The sequence below is a fragment of the Burkholderia reimsis genome (assembly GCF_003294055.1).
GTDB lineage: Bacteria > Pseudomonadota > Gammaproteobacteria > Burkholderiales > Burkholderiaceae > Burkholderia > Burkholderia cepacia.
The window spans coordinates 39,869-56,490 of record NZ_QMFZ01000044.1; the positions used below are offsets into that span (position 1 = coordinate 39,869).

General features: G+C 70.3%; 12 protein-coding genes. 4 read left to right on the top strand and 8 right to left on the bottom strand.

Annotated features, from left to right (window positions below):
• Window positions 1-133: 133 nt before the first annotated feature.
• From DPV79_RS34780 to DPV79_RS34815, 8 genes are all read right to left on the bottom strand, one after another.
• The gene (locus DPV79_RS34780; protein WP_113047541.1) at window positions 134-2,374 is read right to left on the bottom strand and encodes a tetratricopeptide repeat protein; all 2,241 of its coding nucleotides are present in this window, start codon (window positions 2,372-2,374) and stop codon (window positions 134-136) included.
• Window positions 2,371-4,614, bottom strand: a complete 2,244-nt coding sequence (locus tag DPV79_RS34785) for a tetratricopeptide repeat protein (RefSeq protein WP_113047542.1) — start codon at window positions 4,612-4,614, stop codon at window positions 2,371-2,373. The genes DPV79_RS34780 and DPV79_RS34785 overlap by 4 nt, the downstream gene beginning before the upstream one ends.
• Before the next feature lie 42 nt (window positions 4,615-4,656).
• Complete coding sequence (locus DPV79_RS34790) at window positions 4,657-6,879, bottom strand: tetratricopeptide repeat protein (RefSeq protein ID WP_113047543.1); 2,223 nt, start codon at window positions 6,877-6,879, stop codon at window positions 4,657-4,659.
• A 186-nt stretch (window positions 6,880-7,065) separates the two neighbouring features.
• Window positions 7,066-7,728, bottom strand: coding sequence for a PulJ/GspJ family protein (locus DPV79_RS34795; protein WP_060220302.1), 663 nt, complete (start codon window positions 7,726-7,728; stop codon window positions 7,066-7,068).
• Entirely contained in the window at window positions 7,712-8,143 is a 432-nt protein-coding gene (gene gspI / locus DPV79_RS34800; protein WP_042976664.1) for a type II secretion system minor pseudopilin GspI, read from the bottom strand. Before gspI ends, DPV79_RS34795 begins: the two co-directional genes overlap by 17 nt.
• A 333-nt stretch (window positions 8,144-8,476) precedes the next feature.
• On the bottom strand, window positions 8,477-8,683 hold the full coding sequence (locus tag DPV79_RS34805; protein WP_021161906.1) for a hypothetical protein: 207 nt from the start codon (window positions 8,681-8,683) through the stop codon (window positions 8,477-8,479).
• Between the two features lie 340 nt (window positions 8,684-9,023).
• Window positions 9,024-9,629 carry an alpha-ketoglutarate-dependent dioxygenase AlkB family protein gene (locus DPV79_RS34810; RefSeq protein WP_224052591.1) on the bottom strand — a complete coding sequence of 202 codons (606 nt, stop codon included), beginning with the start codon at window positions 9,627-9,629 and terminating at the stop codon, window positions 9,024-9,026.
• 179 nt (window positions 9,630-9,808) lie between these two features.
• Window positions 9,809-10,957 carry a metallophosphoesterase gene (locus tag DPV79_RS34815; RefSeq protein WP_113047545.1) on the bottom strand — a complete coding sequence of 383 codons (1,149 nt, stop codon included), beginning with the start codon at window positions 10,955-10,957 and terminating at the stop codon, window positions 9,809-9,811.
• A 576-nt stretch (window positions 10,958-11,533) separates the two neighbouring features.
• On the opposite strand from DPV79_RS34815, the gene DPV79_RS34825 reads away from it, so the two are divergent.
• From DPV79_RS34825 to DPV79_RS34840, 4 genes are read left to right on the top strand one after another with little or no spacing between them, the layout of a single operon-like run.
• Entirely contained in the window at window positions 11,534-11,827 is a 294-nt protein-coding gene (locus tag DPV79_RS34825; protein WP_011354664.1) for a hypothetical protein, read from the top strand.
• Window positions 11,824-12,873, top strand: a complete 1,050-nt coding sequence (gene mdtN / locus DPV79_RS34830; RefSeq protein WP_113047547.1) for a multidrug transporter subunit MdtN — start codon at window positions 11,824-11,826, stop codon at window positions 12,871-12,873. Before DPV79_RS34825 ends, mdtN begins: the two co-directional genes overlap by 4 nt.
• Window positions 12,854-14,905: an FUSC family protein gene (locus DPV79_RS34835; protein WP_113047548.1), complete on the top strand. Its 2,052-nt coding sequence runs from the start codon at window positions 12,854-12,856 to the stop codon at window positions 14,903-14,905. The genes mdtN and DPV79_RS34835 overlap by 20 nt, the downstream gene beginning before the upstream one ends.
• Window positions 14,892-16,436 (top strand): TolC family protein, encoded by a 1,545-nt coding sequence (locus DPV79_RS34840; protein WP_059677436.1) that lies wholly within the window; start codon window positions 14,892-14,894, stop codon window positions 16,434-16,436. Before DPV79_RS34835 ends, DPV79_RS34840 begins: the two co-directional genes overlap by 14 nt.
• Window positions 16,437-16,622 lie beyond the last annotated feature (186 nt).

Consider the following 16,622-nt stretch of genomic DNA (forward strand, 5'->3'; position numbering starts at 1 on the left):
AACCGGGATCGACCCCGGCCACTGGAATCCCAAGAACATACGAAGGCCCGATGGCAGCCGCGTGGCGGGTGTTACGGACCATTCGGGCCGCTTGCCAAAGGTCCGTAGCTTTTGTCACAGTCGGCCGGGCCGGTCACGCGGTGTCGCGATGCGCAAGGATGCGGGCCGCGAGCGCCTGCGCCACGCGTTCGACCAGTGCCGGCCAGTCGCCGGGCAGCCCCTGCCGGAACAGCGTCGCGGACGGATACCACGGGCTGTCGTCGCGTTCGAGCAGCCAGCGCCAGTCCGGCACGCGCGGCAGCATCACCCACACGGGGCGTCCGAGCGCACCGGCCAGGTGCACGACCGACGTATCGACGGCGATCACCAGATCGAGCGTGTCGACGAGCGCGGCCGTTTCCGCGAAATCCTTCAGCTCGGCCTCGAACGACAGCACGCCGCTTGCCTCGAAAGCTTCGGCGTCACGCGGGCGCACGCCGACCTGCAGGCTCACGAACGTCGCATCGAGCGCGACGAGCGGCGCGAGCGCGGCGAACGTCATCGACCGGTTTTCGTCGTTCGCATGAACCGGATTGCCCGACCACGCGAGCCCCACGCGCATTCGTCGCGGCGGAGCGGCCGCATCGAGCCGTTCGACCCATGCGGCGCGCCGTTGCGGGTCGGCATGCAGGTACGGCACGTCGGCCGGCACCGTGTCGAGCGTCGTGCGGAACGCGAACGGCAGGCTCATCAGCGGGCAATGCAAATCGAACGCCGGCGCAGGCTGTCCGTCGGCGACGACGCGGCTCACGCCGCGCAGCGTCCCGAGCAGGTCGGCCAGCGCGGCCGGCGCGTCGACCACCACGGTCGCGCCGCGCTCGTGCGCGAGGCTCGCGTAGCGGCAGAACTGCAGCGTGTCGCCGAATCCCTGCTCCGCATGCAGCAGCAGCGTGCGGCCGGCGAGCGGTTCGTCGCCAGTCCATTGCGGGCGGTCCGCGTGACGCCGATGCAGCGTCACGTCGGCGGCATCCCAGCGCGCTTCATGCTGCCGCCAGCCGGCGTCGAAGTCGCCCGTCACCAGACGGCAGAACGCCTCCGACCGGCGCGCGACGCCGTGATTCGGGTCGCGCCGGCTCGCCAGCGCGAAATCGGCAAGCGCGGCTTCATGGTCGCCGAGTTGCTGCCGTGCCACCGCGCGCGTGTAGATCTCCTGCGCCGTCTGGCCCGGCGCGCTGACGGCCGCCGCGTAACTCGCGAGCGCATCGTCGTAGCGGCCAAGCAGTTGCAGCGCGATCGCGCGATTGCACAGCACTTCCGCGTGCGGGCCGCGTGCTTCGAGCGCACGGTCGTAATGCGCGAGCGCTTCGTCGAACGCACCGAGCGCCCGCAGCGCGCCGGCCCGGTTGCGCAGCGCGTCGAAATCCGCCGGCGCGCGCGCGAGGGCTTCGCCATATGCGTGTGCGGCTTCCTCGTGCCGCCGCAGCCCGAGCAGCGCGTTGCCGCGGCCGACCCACGCGCCGACGTTGTCGCGGTCGCGCGCCAGCAGCCGGTCGCTACGCTTCAGCAATACGTCACGCAGATGCAGCAAGTCGAGCGCGACACAACTCACGAACAGCAGTTGCATGTCGTCCGGCATCCGCGCGAGCGCTTCGTCGAGACACGCCAGCGCTTCGGCCGGACGCCCCAGTTCGATCAGCGTATAGCCGCACGCGTAGACGAGATCGGGCGTCTTGCCGCGCACCACCATCGCAAGCTGAAAGCAATGCAGCGCCTCGTTGCCGCGGCCGAGCGCACGCAACGCATGGCCGCGCTCGGCGAGCGCCGCCGGGTCGTCCGGCGCGATCCGCAGCGCGCGCTCGATACTGATCAGCGCGTCGGCGGGCCGGCCGAGCGCGCGCAATGCCTCGCCGCGCCGCGCCCACGACACCGCGCGGCCCGGCTCGCGCGTCAGCGCAAGATCGTAGGCGCCGACCGCTTCGCCGTGCCGGCCGAGCGCATGCAGCGCGTCGCCGCGCGCCGCGTAAGCCTGCGCATGGCCGGGATCGCGCTCGAGCGCCTGCGCAGCCGCGTTCAGCGCTTCGCGATGACGGCCCGTGCCGCTCAACGCCTGCGCATGATTCACGAAATTCCACGGGTGATTCAGCCCGGACTGCATCGATCGCGCAATCAGCGGCTCCGCGCGCACGGCGTCGCCAAGCTGAAGATGCACGAACCCGAGCAGATGCAGCGCCTCGACGTGATCGGGCATCATCGCCAGCACACCCTCGTAGAGCCGTCTCGCGCTCGCGTAGTCGCGTTGCTCGAGTCGTGCGCGCGCATTGCGCAGCGCATCGTCGACGGCGGCCCGCAGCGGCGCGGCACCCGCGCCGAACGCCGGTGCCTGCGCCGTGCTCATCGCGACGCTCCCGCCACCAGCGCCGGCAGCGCGTCGCGCAGCCGCTCGACGACGGGCGCCCACTGTCCGCCTTCCGGCTGGCGAAACAGTCGCGCACCCGGATACCACGGGCTGTCGTCGCGATCGAGCAGCCAGCGGAAGTCGGGCGTGTGCGGCAGCATCACCGCGAGCGGCCGGCCGAGCGCGCCCGCCAGGTGCGCGACCGACGTATCGACGCTGATCACCGCATCCATTGCCTCGGTCAGCGCGGCCGTTTCCGCGAAATCCGTCAGTTCGTCGCCGACGAAGCGGATCGGGCTCGCATCGAGCACCGGACGATCCTCGTCGCGGATCACCTTCTGCAAACTGATCCATTCGTAGCGTTCATCGAGCAGCGGCAACAGGTCGGCGAGCGTGATCGAGCGATTGCGGTCGTTCAGGTGCAGCGGATTGCCGGACCACACGAGGCCGATGCGCGGCCGGTCGCTCTCCCCCAGCCGAGCGCGCCAGTGCTCGACTCGTGCGGGATCGGCGCGCAGGTACGGCCCGCCCGCCGGAATCGACGACAGGTCGGTGCGGAATTCGAGCGGCAGGCTCAACAGCGGGCAATGCAGGTCGAACGGCGGCAGCGGGTCGCCGCGCGCGACGAGCACGTCGACGCCGTCGAGCGTCGCGAACAGCGCCTTCAGCTCGACCGGCGCCTCGACCACCACGCGCGCGCCGAGCGCCTTCACGAGCGGCACGTAGCGGCAGAACTGCAACGTGTCGCCGAGCCCCTGCTCCGGATACAGCAGGATCGTCTGCCCATCGAGCGGCATGCCGTGCGTCCAGCGCGGCTGCGCGAAATCGCGCCGGCTGCCGTCGAGCTGGCTGTCGCGCCAGCGCCATTCGTATTCGGCCCAGCCGGCCTCGAAGTCGCCGATCGACAGGCACAGGAACGCGCGCATGCAGTGCGCCAGCGCATAGTCGGGGTCGATGTCGATCGCTTCCGCATACGCGTGCAGTGCGTCCTCGTGCCGCCGCAGCGCGCGCAACGCGCTGCCGCGATGGAAGTGGGCGAGCTTGTCGCGCGGCGTCGCGGCGATCACGCGGGCGAGATCGTCGAGCGCGTCGTCGTAGCGGTGCGTTTCGAGTCGGACACGCGCACGCGTGAACGATGCGGGCGCATAGTGCGGATCGATCGCCAGCGCGCGGTCGCACATGTCGTGCGCATCGTCGTGACGGGCCACCTGCATCAGCGCGCTTGCATAGTTGCACAGCACGCCCGTGCTGCCCGGCTCGACTTCGAGCGCGCGCGCATAGCTGTCGACCGCATCCGCGAAGCGGCCCAGATGGCTCGCCGCATTGCCGCGATTGGCGAGCGAGCGCGCATGGCGCGGATCGATCGCAAGCGCGCGGTCGCAACGCATCAACGCCTCTTCGTGTCGGCCGAGCTGTTCGAGCGCGACCGAGCTGTTGAAAATCGCATCGACGAACGTCGGGCTCGCCGCGATCGCCGCGTTGAAATCCGCCAGCGCATGTTCGGGGTCGTGCAGGTCGAGATATGCGACGCCGCGCAGGAACAGCGCGTCGGCGCTGCCCGGCCGCAGCGCAAGCGCGTGACCATAGCTGTCCGCTGCATCGCGGAAGCGGCCGAGATCACGCAGCGCAAGCCCGCGCGCGCGCATCGCGTCGAACGTGCGGCCCGCGAGTGCGATCGCACGATCGCAATCGGCGAGCGCATCGCCGGCGCGGCCGAGTGCGCGCAGCATGTCGCTGCGCTTCACGTAACCGTCGGCGAACCCGGGCGTCAGTTCGAGGAGGCGATCGTAGACCGCGCATGCTTCGTCGTATCGCGCGAGTTGCGCAAGCAGCCCGGCCCGCTGAAACAGCACGCGCTGATGCAGGGGATTGATCGCGAGCGCCTCGTCGAGCCGCGCGAGCGCATCGTGCTCGCGCCCGAGCCCGGCCAGCACCGCCGAGTAGTTCGCGAGCGCGAGCGGCACCGGCTGGCGCTCGACCGAGCGCCGCATCAGCGGCTCGGCATCGTCGAGGCGCCCCTGCTGGAACCGTACCGCGCCGAGCAGATGCAGCGCCTCCGGATGCTCGGGATCGAGCGCCAGCAACTCGGCATAGGCATGCTCCGCATGCTGCAGCGCGCCCTCATGATGCGCCTTGCGCGCGCGCAAGAGCAGCCGTTCGAGCTGCATGGTGTCGGGCGGGCGGCGATCCGGCGCGACCGGCGCGCTCGCAAGTGTCGTCCCTTCCCCGTTCGGTGTCATCGTGTGGCCCCCACTGGTCGCTGTTCGTATCGCGTGTCGTGTCTAACGTGTCATCGGTTCGAGCGCGGCACGCACCGCGTCGATCGCATCGGCCCAGTTGCCGGGTGCCGGCTGGCGAAACAGCCGCGCGGACGGATACCACGGGCTATCGTCGCGCCGGCGCATCCAGCACCACGCCGGCGGGTCGGGCAGCAGCACCCACACGCGCGCGCCCAGCCCCCCCGCCAGATGCGCGACCGCGGAATCGGCCGCGATCACGAGATCCAGCGCGCCGATCAACGCGGCCCTGTCCGCGAAATCGCCGAGTTCGTCGTCGACGCGAGATACCGGCGCATCCGCCAGCCGCGCGGCGTCGCGCTCATGCAGCGGTTGCTGCAGGCTGATCCAGTCGACGTTCAGATCGAACAGCGGCGCGAGTTGCGCGAAATCGATCGACCGGCCGGCGTCATCGGGTCGTGTCGACTCGCTCGCCCACGCGAGTCCGACGCGCAGCCTGCGCCGTTCGCCGAGCAGCGTGTCCCACTGGCGCGTTCGCTGCGGGTCCGCGTGCAGGTACGCGGCAGTATTGGGAATGGTGTCCGCTTCTGTGCGGAACACGTGCGGCAGGCTCGGCAGCGGCACATGGCAATCGAAGGCGGGCAGCGGCTCGCCACGCACAATCACGCGGGCCGCACCGGTGAGCGACGCCATCAGCACGCGCAACGACGGCTGCACCTCGAGCACCACTTGCGCGCCGCGCGCCGCGACGAGCGGGACATAACGGCAGAACTGCAGCGTGTCGTCGATGCCCGGTTCCGCATGAATCAGGATCGTCTTGCCATCGAGCGGTTCGTCGCCACGCCATACGGGCTGCGTGAACGGCCGTGCATGGCGCGAGAGCCGCGGATCGCGTAACCGCCATTCGTAGCCGCGCCAGCCGCGCGTGAAATCGCCTTCCGCCAGGTGCAGCGCTGCCCGCGCGCAATGCGCGGCGGCGAAGTCGGGTTGCAGCGCGAGCGCGCGATCGTAGGCGGTGAATGCTTCCTCGACCTTCCCCGTTTCGCCAAGCACGTCGCCGCGGGCCAGCCAGTTCGTCGCAAGATCGGGGCGCAGCTCGAGCGCCCGATCGAGCGACGCGATCGCTTCTTCGTAACGACGCAGGTCACGCAGCACCGTGCCGCGGTTCGCCCACGCTTCAGCAAACCGCTCGTCGAGTGCCAGCGCGGCGTCATAGCTCGCGAGCGCCGCATCGAAGCGCTGCAGGTCACGCAGCACGGTGCCGCGATTGCACAGCGTGTCGGGCGAGCGCGGATCGATGACGAGCGACCGGTCATGGCTGTCGAGCGCATCGTCGTGGCGCCCGAGTTGCAGCAGCGCATTGCCCCGGCTCGCGAGCGCCCGAGCGTGATCCGGATCGAGCGCCAGCACACGTTCGCAACGCGCGAGCGCCTCGTCCGCACGGCCGAGCCGTTCGAGCACGGCCGCGCTGTCGCAGAGCGCGTCGAGCCGCGCGGGATCGGCCGCGAGTGCGTCGTTGAAGGCGGCAAGCGCTTCGTTGAGGCGGTCGAGCTCGGCAAGCGTACGGCCGCGCTCGGCCATGATCGCGACGATGCCCGGGCGGATCGCGTTCGCGCGATCGAAGCAATGCAGCGCATCGGCCGCGCGCCGCAACGCGCGCAGCACGAGGCCGCGGTTGAACCACGATTCGAACGAATGCGGATCGACCATCAGTGCGCGGTCGTAGGTGTCGAGCGCGTCGTCGAGGCGGCCGAGCGCGCGCAGCGCGCCGCCACGATTGCAGAGCGCGTCGAGCACGAGCGGCGACACCGCGAGCGCACGGTCGAACGACGCCAGTGCGTCGTCGTAGCGGCACAGGCCGATCAACGTATTGCCGTGGCGCACGAGCGTCTGCACGTCGTCGGGCGCCGCGCGCAGCGCGTTCGCGAAATGGCCGAGCGCTTCGTCGACGCGGCCGCGCTCGCCGACGATCGCCCCGAGATCCGACAATGCGCGCACGTCGGGTGCGATCGCAACCGACTGGCGCAGCAGCGCTTCGGCCTGATCGGCCGCACCGCGCTGGAATTGCAGCACGCCGTACAGATGCAGCGCCTGCGGATGATCGGGCTCCTTCGCGAGCACCGCGAGGTATTCCCGTGCCGCGTCGTCGAAGCGACCGGCGCCATGCCACTGCTGTGCGCGGCCCAGAATCGCCGCCGCTTGCCATTGCCCGCGCGCGTCGTGTCCCGACGCGCCCGCGTGTGCATCATGCCGGTGCTCGACCGTCACGTTCGCCCCCTTCCCGTTTGCCGACGCCGCCGCTGAACCGGCCGATGGAACCGGTCGCGGCGGTCATGCTCGTCACGAGACTAACGGACGGCCAATAACAGACGTATGACGAAAGTTACGGACCATTTTGTCCGGGGGACGGAACGGCTTTGGGGGCCTCGCCGCGTACGCCGGACGGCATCGCGCTTACTGTCCGATCGGGATCGTCCGCACGTATTCGACCGCCGGCGCGCCCATCGTGACCGAGAAGCGCACCCCGCGCGGCACCGGCACGCCGATCGACGTCGAGTTGCTGATGCCGTGCTGCGCGAGAAACTGCGCATAGGACTGTTCGATGTCAGCCTGGCTCGTCGTCCAGCCGCCGGGCGGGATCCATACGGACACCTGCATCGAGCGCGCATCGTTGCTGACCACGACGCGCGCGAGCGCATCCATGTGATGCAGCGCGTCGTCGACTTCGGCAAGCGACGCAAGCGGCTGCGACGCGCTGCGCACGAGTTCGCGCCCGTTGAGCTGGTAGCGCACGACCTGCATCTGCGTCGGTCCGCCGCCGACGCCGAGATGACGCACCATCACGAGTTCGCCCGGACGAATGCGCAGCGGCGGCCCGAACACTTCGTCGGGCGTGACGAGGTTCGTCAGGTCGAACTGCAGTTGAGAGAAGTAGCGGCCGAGCAGACGCGTTTGCGCCAGATTCGACGCGATATCGTCGCGGCCGCGGATCGTCGCATCGAGGCCGCGCCACGACAGCAGCGCGATCACGGCGAGCAGCGTGATCGCGACCAGCATCTCGATCAGCGTGAAGCCTCGGGCACGCGCCGCCGCGCGCGGGTTAGCGGCGCGCTTCATTCTGGATCACCGTGACTACCTCGGCGAGCACGTTGCGGCTCGACGCGGACGGATACACGCTCACGGTCACGCGCCGCACGAGCGGGCTCGGCATCGCGGCCACCGACTGGCGGCACACGAACCGGTAGCGGCCCTGCGGGCATGCAAACGTGTTCGTGCCGACGGACGGCCAGGTCGAGGCGATGCGGATCTCGCCGAGCGCGTTGTCGGCGCTCCATAACGCGAGCAGGCGCATCCGCGCCATGTCGGTATCCGACGCGAGCGCGCCGATCGCGCGCATCACGGCACCCAGCGCCACCGCGACGATCGCCAGCGCGATCAGCACCTCGATCAGCGTGAATCCCCGTTGCGGCGCCCGCGCCGTGCGCGATCCGCCGCGCGCATGGCGGTTGTAGTCGGTTCTGTCGTCGCACATGACCTGCATTCTTGTCGATGGGTCGTCGTCCGGCAGCCGGCGTGCCGATCGCGGCACGCCGCCGCATCGCCGGCGCGACGGACGCCGTGCACGGACGTTAAGCGCCGCGTATGGCACACGCGTGTCGAATGGTACGGACCATTTGGCGCGGGCGGCCCGGACGGACGGGCGCCCGGGCGCGCCGCATCCGCTATCGCGCGACGGGCACGGCACGGCACGACGCGGCCCGGCGGCCGGGCAAACGGATGGAAAACGGGAAGCGATCGAAAGAAACACCCGGCAGCGGGTGGTGAGCGGTGAAGGCGATCCTCGGGCGGGATCGACGCGACGGCGTCAGGCGGTCACGGCGGCGTCATACGCGGCGCGGGCAAGCTGGCCGGCGGCATAAGCCTCGGCCTCGCCGCGAAAGCCTTCCCGGCTGAACGCAACGACTTTCACGCCAACGCCGGTCGCCCGCTTCACCGTCAGCGCCCATTGCCATCCGCCGTCTTGTTCAAAGACGTGCAGCGAGGGTTCGAAGGAAGGGTCGATTACGGTCACGCGTTTTACTCCTGCCCCCTTGCGCGCCGCATCGGCGACGCTCGGGGCATGTCGAAAGGGTCGCGCCGGGATACGACGCGCTTCTGCCATTCGACAGTCTAGTCAAGGATTGTTGCGACGCACCATCAGAGGTTTCACTCATCTATCGGTACCGGGCGGTCGATCGAATCTACCTGTAACCCATATGGGACGGGTCTCAGCGCCGATCGATCGCATACGGTTCGGTACTCATGCGGCAACGTGCCGCATGGTCGACCGCTTGCCTGCATCGGTCGCCCGTGGCTCGCAAAATCGGGGCGCGAATCGCCCGGCGATCCGGGCACCTCGGCGACGAGGATCGTTACCGGCCCGTACCCGCCGGCATCACGCGCCGGAACGTCAGGTTCACGCGCTCGCCCTGCACGCCCGGCGCCTTCGGCACGCGATGCTGCCATTCGGCCTGCGTGCGTCCGCGCATCACGAGCAGGCTGCCGTGCACGAGGCGATACGCATGCGTGACACCGGTCGCGCGATGGCGCAGGTCGAACACGCGCATCGCACCGAGGCTCACCGACGCGATCACCGGCGCATCGCCAAGCTCGGGCTCGTTGTCCGCGTGCCAGCCGAGGCTGTCCAGCCCGTTGCGGTAGCGATTGAGCAGCACGCTGTTGAAACGCGCGCCGCACGTCGCCTCGACCGCGCGCTTCAGGTCGAGCACGGCCGGCGTCCACGGCGCCGGCACGTTGCGGATCCCCGAATACACGTAGACGGCATCCGGCTCGCCCTGCCACGCGGTGAGCCGCGGCAACGGAATGCGTCCGCGCGGCGTGCGGATCGTGTCCTGACGCCACGCGACCTCGTCGATCAGCGCGGCCAGCGCGCGATCGGCATCGGGCGGCGCCAGCCAGTCCGGGTACCAGTCCACGTCGGGTGCGGGCGTGTCGGCAAAGAGATCGGGCGTCGACATGTCGGGAGGAACGGGCGATGAGCGGAGCGAACGGTGCATGCCTGCATACTAGCCAACGGCATCGCACGCCGCCATGCGCTGTCATTCGCAGACGAGGCAGGCTGCCGCCTGCCCGGTTCCCGCTGACGACGGGCTTGCACCGGCCCCGCGAATGGTTTCCCCCTGACGGGAACCGTGCGCTACCCGCCGCGCGTCAGCCGGATCAGCGTGATCTCGGACGGCACGCCGAAGCGGTTCGGCGGCCCCCAGTATCCGGTGCCGCGGCTCGTATAGAGCCACAGATCGCCGAAGCGGCTCAGCCCGCCGATCACCGGCTGCTGCAGCCTCACGAACGGCGGCCACGGCAGGAACTGGCCGCCGTGCGTGTGCCCCGACAACTGCACGGTAAACCCCGCGCGGTTCGCCGCTTCCGCGCTGCGCGGCTGGTGCGCGAGCAGGATCTTCGTGGCCACCTCGCGCGGCGCACCCGCCAGCGCCTGCTCGGGATCGCTGCGATGGGCGGGATCGAAGCCGCCCGCCGTGAAGTCGGTGACGCCCGCGAGCACCGCGTGCGCGCCGTCGTGGTCGATCAGCACGTGCTCGTTGAGCAGCACCGTCAGCCCGATGCGCCGGAATTCGTCGATCCACGCGTGCGCCCCCGCGTAATACTCGTGGTTGCCCGTCACCAGGAAGCTGCCGTGCCGCGACTGCATGCGGCCGAGCGGCGCCGTGTGCTCGCGCAGGCGCTTGACCGAGCCGTCGACCACGTCGCCCGTCACGACGACGAGGTCGGCATCGAGCGCATTGACCGCGCGCACGATCCGTTCGACATAGGGCCGCTTGATCGTCGGCCCGACATGGATGTCGGACAGTTGCACGATCGTCAGCCCGTCGAGCCCCGCCGGCAGCCCCTCGACCGGGATCGACACGCGCTTGACCGCCGCCGTGCGGCGCGCGCCGACGAACCCGACCACGGTAACGAACACCGCACCGGCCAGCACGCCGAGCGCCGTGCCGGTCGCCGCGCCGGGCCACGCGCCGTCGTGCCCGAGATGCCGCCATGCAAACACGCCGAGCAGCACGAATTCGCGGAGGAACGTCAGCAGGAGCAGCGACGAGAAGAAGCCCATCACGACCGAGCCGGCCCAGCCGGCCAGCGTCGCGGCCCAGCCTTCGTCGAAGCGGCGCGAGAACATGCCGACCGGAATCAGCACGACGAAGCTCGCCAGCACGAGCGCCGCGATCGTGCGCACGACCGGCGACGCGAACGCATCGGGAATGATCCGCATCCCGACGTACAGATGGAACAGCACGCCGATTGCAATGAACCGGACAAAAAAACTTCGCATGGAACGTTCACCTTCGTTGCGATACGGCCTTGACGCTTCCGCGACGTGCGTTGCACGAGGCCGTGAGGCTCCGTTCCGCGCGCCGCGCCATGTGTACGATGGTACACAGATCGCGGCAGCGACGACCGGTCGCCGGGTTTGGCGTCGATGCCGTCCGGCACGGCGCGCGACCGCGCCCTCATCGGCCGCCGGGCCGCCTGATTACCATGCGTTCAAACGACAATCGACCGCTTCCGCGCTGATTGCGTGCCGATTCCGCTCTCCCGACATCGCAAATTCAGCCCGCTCCGTTCGTCTGACGATCCTTTACAGTTCGTTAGCAACCCTACGCGTGCCGGCACTGGCAGAATCGCGACGGCCCGGTTTGCGCTGCCCCCGGTTGCGAAAACGCGATGCCGGCCGTGCGGACCGGCCTCCCTGAACCGCCAACGCGCCGCCATGTTGCGCGGGACGGATGGCTGGCGATCCGCACCGCGCTGATTTATTATCGGCTCCGTATCCCGGAATCGTCGTCGCGGCGACGATCCGCATTGCGCCGCGCCCGGCATCCACCCCCACCGTCGAGCTCGTCACATCATGAGAAAAACAACGCCGCGCGCGCCCTTGCGCGTCGCCGCCGTCCTTGCGCCAGCCCTGCCGCTCGCGGGTTGCGCATCGCGCGGTGCACCGTCGTACGTCCTGTTCGGCGCATATTTCCCGCTTTGGCTCGTCAGCGCGATCGTCGGCGTGATCGGTGCGATCGTCGCGCACCGCGTATTCGTCGCGACCGGCTGGGCCGCCACGGTGCCCTACCAGCTTGCCGTCTGCACCGCGATCGGGCTCGTGGTCGCCGTGATCGTGTGGCTCACCGGCACGGGGCCGTTCGCATGAAGGCCGCCGGCACCGCCCGCCCCTCCGTCAAAGGCCGCGTGATCGCCCTCACGATCGTCGCGCTCGGCATCGCCGCACTCGCTTACGCGTACCTCCGCACGACCGCCTACCCGTCCACCGACGACGCGTCGATCGACGCGGACGTCGTGCACGTCGCGTCGCCGGTCGGCGGCCGCATCGTGCAGCTCGCGGTGCATGAAAACCAGCGCGTCGCGAAGGGCGACCTGCTGTACGTGATCGATCCCGTGCCGTACCGGCTGACGGTTGCACAGGCGCAGGCCGACCTCGAGCTCGCGCGCGCGTCGCTCGACACGCGCCGCCGTTCGCTGATCGGCGAGCGCTCGAACGCGGCCGTGGCCGCCGAGCAGGTCAAGCGCGCGACGCAGAACCACGATCTCGCGACGCGCGACGTGAACCGGCTCGCACCGCTCGCCGCGCAGGGCTACGTCAGCGCGCAGCAGTTCGACCAGGCGAAGGTTCGCCAGCGCGACGCGGCCGTGTCGCTCACGCAGGCACAGGAACAGCAGCGCGCGTCCGCGCAGACGATCGGCGACGAAGCCGACGCGATCGCGACGCTGCATGCGCGCGAGGCCGCGCTGGCGCGCGCGCAGCATGCGCTCGAAGACACCGTCGTGCGCGCACCGCACGACGGGCTCGTGACGGGCCTGACCGTTCTCGCCGGCGAAACCCTCGCGCCGAACCAGTCGATCTTCACGCTGATCGACGCGCGCGAATGGTTCGCGGTCGGCAATTTCCGCGAGACGGCGCTGAGCCGCATCGCGGTCGGCGATTGCGCGACCGTCTATTCGATGATCGACCGCAGCCGCCCGCTGACCGGCAAGGTCGTCGGCATCGGCGCCGGCATCGCCGACAGCGCGCGCATCAACCTGCCGCGCTCGCTGCCGATCGTGCAGAACTCGGTGAACTGGGTGCACGTCGCGCAGCGCTTCCCGGTGCGCGTGAAGCTCGACGAACCCGACGGCACGCTCGTGCGCGTCGGCGCCAGCGCGATCGTCGAGGTCCGGCATGGCACTGCCTGCCGCTGAGGTTCGCTCGCCGGGCCCGCGCGAAGTCCTGCGGCTGCTCGCACCGTTTCCGGGGCGCGCGTCGATTGCCGCGCGGGTCGCACTGATCTGCGCGCTGACCGCGTTCGTGACGGCCGCATACGGGACGCCCGAAGCCGCGCTGTCCGCGTACGTCGTGTTCTTCATGATCCGTGCCGACCGCGTGACGAGCGTCGTGCTCGCGGCCGCGCTGCTGCTGATCGTCACGATCGTGATCGGGCTCGTGCTCGGCATCGCGATCTTCAGCATCGACTATTCGATCCTGCGGGTCACGTGCATGGCCGTGCTGTCGGTCGCCCTCCTGTACCTGACTTCCGCCAGCAAGCTGCGCCCGGTGGGCGCGATCCTCGCGATGATCGTCGGCTTCGGGCTCGACCAGCTCGGCCTCGCGCCGTTCGGCGAAGCCGCGACGCGCGCGCTGCTGTACATCTGGCTGACGATCGCGATCCCGGCCGGTGTCGCGATCGTCGTCAACCTGCTGATCGCGCCGTCGCCACGCAAGCTCGCGCACGCGCAGCTCGCGAAACGCCTGCGGCTCGCCGCGCAGCGGCTGCGCGGCGACGATGCGGCGCGCGATGCATTCGATGCCAGCCTTCATGAAGGCGACAAGCAGCTGCTCACGTGGCTCAAGCTGTCGACGCTCGAAGGCTCGTCGTCCGCCGCCGACTTCGCGGCGTTGCGGCAGGCCGTGGCATCGAGCACCGCGCTGCTCGTCGGCGTCGCGCTGGCCGATCGCGAACCGGGCGCGCGCCTGCCCGACACGTACGCCACCCCGATCGCCGCGACGCTCGACGAGATGGCCGACATCCTCGACCTGGGCGGCTACCCCGTCGACGTGACGCTCACGCTGCCGCCGGCCGACACATTGCCGCCGCTCGCGCGCGTCGCCGTCACGGATATCCATGCGGCGATCACGCGCTTCGCGGAACCGGTCGCAGCGGCCGAAGCCGCGACGGATGCACCGTCCGCCGCGGCCAACACGCCGACGGCCGCGCCCGGAACGCCTGCCGCCGCGCCGCGCAGCGGCTTCTTCCTGCCCGACGCGCGCACCAATCCCGACCACATCCGCTACGCACTGAAGACGACCGCCGCGGCGATCTTCTGCTATCTGCTGTATTCGCAGCTCGACTGGTCGGGCATCCATACGTGCGTCGTCACCTGCTACATCGTGTCGCTCGGCTCGACGGCCGAGACGGTCGAGAAGCTCACGCTGCGGATTCTCGGCTGCATCGTCGGCGCGCTGCTCGGCACCGCCGCGCTCGTGTTCGTCGTGCCGTCGCTGTCGTCGGTCGGCCATCTGATGGCGCTGGTGTTCGCCGGCGGCTGGCTCGCCGCGTGGGTCGCATTCGGCTCGCCGCGCATCGCGTACGCGGGCTTCCAGATCGCGTTCGCGTTTTTCCTGTGCGTGATCCAGGGCGCCGGCCCCGGTTTCGACCTGACGATCGCGCGCGACCGCACGATCGGCATCCTGCTCGGCAACGTCGTCGTGTATCTCGTGTTCACGCGCATCTGGCCCGTCAGCATCGGCAAGCAGATCGACGCCGGGCTCGCCGCGCTGACGGACCAGTGGCGGCGCGTCGCACAGGTCGCGCAGCCGGCCGAGCGGCGCGCGCTCGCGGCCGACGCGTTCGCCCGCCACGGCGCGATCGCGCAGGCGCTCGGGCTGGTTCATTACGAACCGTCGTGGGTGCGTCCGGCCGCCACGTGGCTCGCCACGCGGCGACGCGCGCTCGCGGAACTCGGCGCGCTCGAAGGCCCGCTGTTCCTGCTCGCCGAACGCAAGCCCGGCGACGCGGCGATCGCCGCGCAGCTCGCGCGCGTGACCGACCCGCGCGACGACGAAGCCGCGCGTCATGCGGATTCGCCCGCGCCGCCGGCCACCGCGCCGGGCCTCGCCCCTGCCGACCCTGCGCGCGACGCGCTGCTGAACCTGATCGACACGCGGCTCGCGCACATCGCCGACGCCGCCCGTCAAGCCACACCGAAGGAGCCTGCCCCCCATGCGCCTACCTGAACCGCCGGCCGCCTCGATCGCCGCCGCCGCCCTCGCGACCGCCGTCGCGCTGGCCGGCTGCGCGACGTCGTCGATCGATCTGGCGCCGGAGGCGTCCGACCGCCCATGGCAGCCGCAAACGTCGGCTGCCGGCGACATCGTGCCGGGCCCGCCGCGCGCATCCGCGCAAGGTTCGCACGACTACACGCTGCCCGCGTCGCCCGCGCTCGCGTCCGTCTCGCCGCCGGCTGCGCTCGATGCCGCGCACGCGTACACGCTGCCCGAACTGATCGATCTCGCCGAATCGGCGAACCCGCTGACCCGCATCGCGTGGAACGACGCGCGCAACGCGGCGCTCGCGGTCGGCCTGGCCAAGGCCGCCTACCTGCCGAGGTTGTCGGCGACGGCCATGGGTGCCTACCAGGCAAACCACGGCTCGACGTCGACGATCCTCGGCGACTCGTCGAGCGACACCACCGTTCACGGCACGATCTCGGCGCTGTCGCTGCAATGGCTGCTGTTCGATTTCGGCGGCCGCGCGGCGCGCGTCGAGGCGGCCGAGCAGGCGTCGATCGCGTCGAACGTCGCATTCACGGCCGTGCACCAGCAGGTGATCCACGACGTGACCGTCGCGTACTACCGCTACGAAGCCGCGCGCTCGCGCGCCCTCAGCGCGCAGCAGGGCCTCGCGAACGCGGACGCGATCCTCGCGGCCTCCCGCGCGCGGCTCAAGCACGGCGTCGGCACGGTCGTCGAGCTCGCGCAGGCGACGCAGAACCGCGCGCAGGCAAACCTCGCACTCGTGCAGGCGAACGGCGCGGAGAGCGACAGCTACCTCGCCCTCGTCTCCGCGCTCGGCATCTCGCCGCTGTCGAAGCCGACCATCGCCGCGCTGCCGAAGCGGCCGCTGCCGCCCGCACTCGGCTCGTCGGTCGACGCGATCGTGTCGGACGCAATTGCGCGCCGCCCCGACCTGCAGGGCGCGTTCGCGCTTGAAAAAGCCAATCGCGCGAAGATCAAGGCCGCGGAAGCCGCGTTCATGCCGAAGATCTTCCTGTCCGCGTCGACGTCGTATGCGAGCGGCGGCACGTCCATCTCCGCGCTGCCAGCGATCGGCGACCAGTCACCGACCGTCAACCTGAACGGCAGCCGCTACGGCGGCGGCGTGTTCCTCGGCGTGACGATCCCGCTGTACGACGGCGGCCTGCGCTCGGCCGTGCTGATGCAGGCGCGCAACGACGCGGAAAGCGCGTCCGCGCGACTCACGCGGACCAAGGAGGAAGCCGTCCGCCAGGTCGTCGCCGCGCAGAACGCGGTGCAGACGAGCCTTGCGTCGCACGACGCCGCGAAGGCGCTCGTCGATGCCGCGCAGACGAGCTACGACGCGGCGCTGACCGCGTACCGGAACGGCGTCGGTTCGGTCACCGATGCGACGATCGCGCAAAGCCAGTTGCTCGCCGCGCGCAACGCGGAGGTCGACAGCTATGCCGGTGCGCTGTCCGCTGCCGCCGCGCTCGCGCTCGCAACGGGGACGATCGGCTCGGCGCAGTAGCACGACCGCCGCGAGGCGGTTGACGCATGCGCGCGCCGCCCACTAGAATGCCGGCCATTCTTCCTTCAGGAACCATCGTGGACAGTTGCAGCACTCCGTTGCGTGCGCCGCTTGCCGCCTGAACGCCTGTCCGACGCAGTTCTCCTGCCCGGCTCGCGTTCCGCGAGCCGCACGCCTACCGTTTCA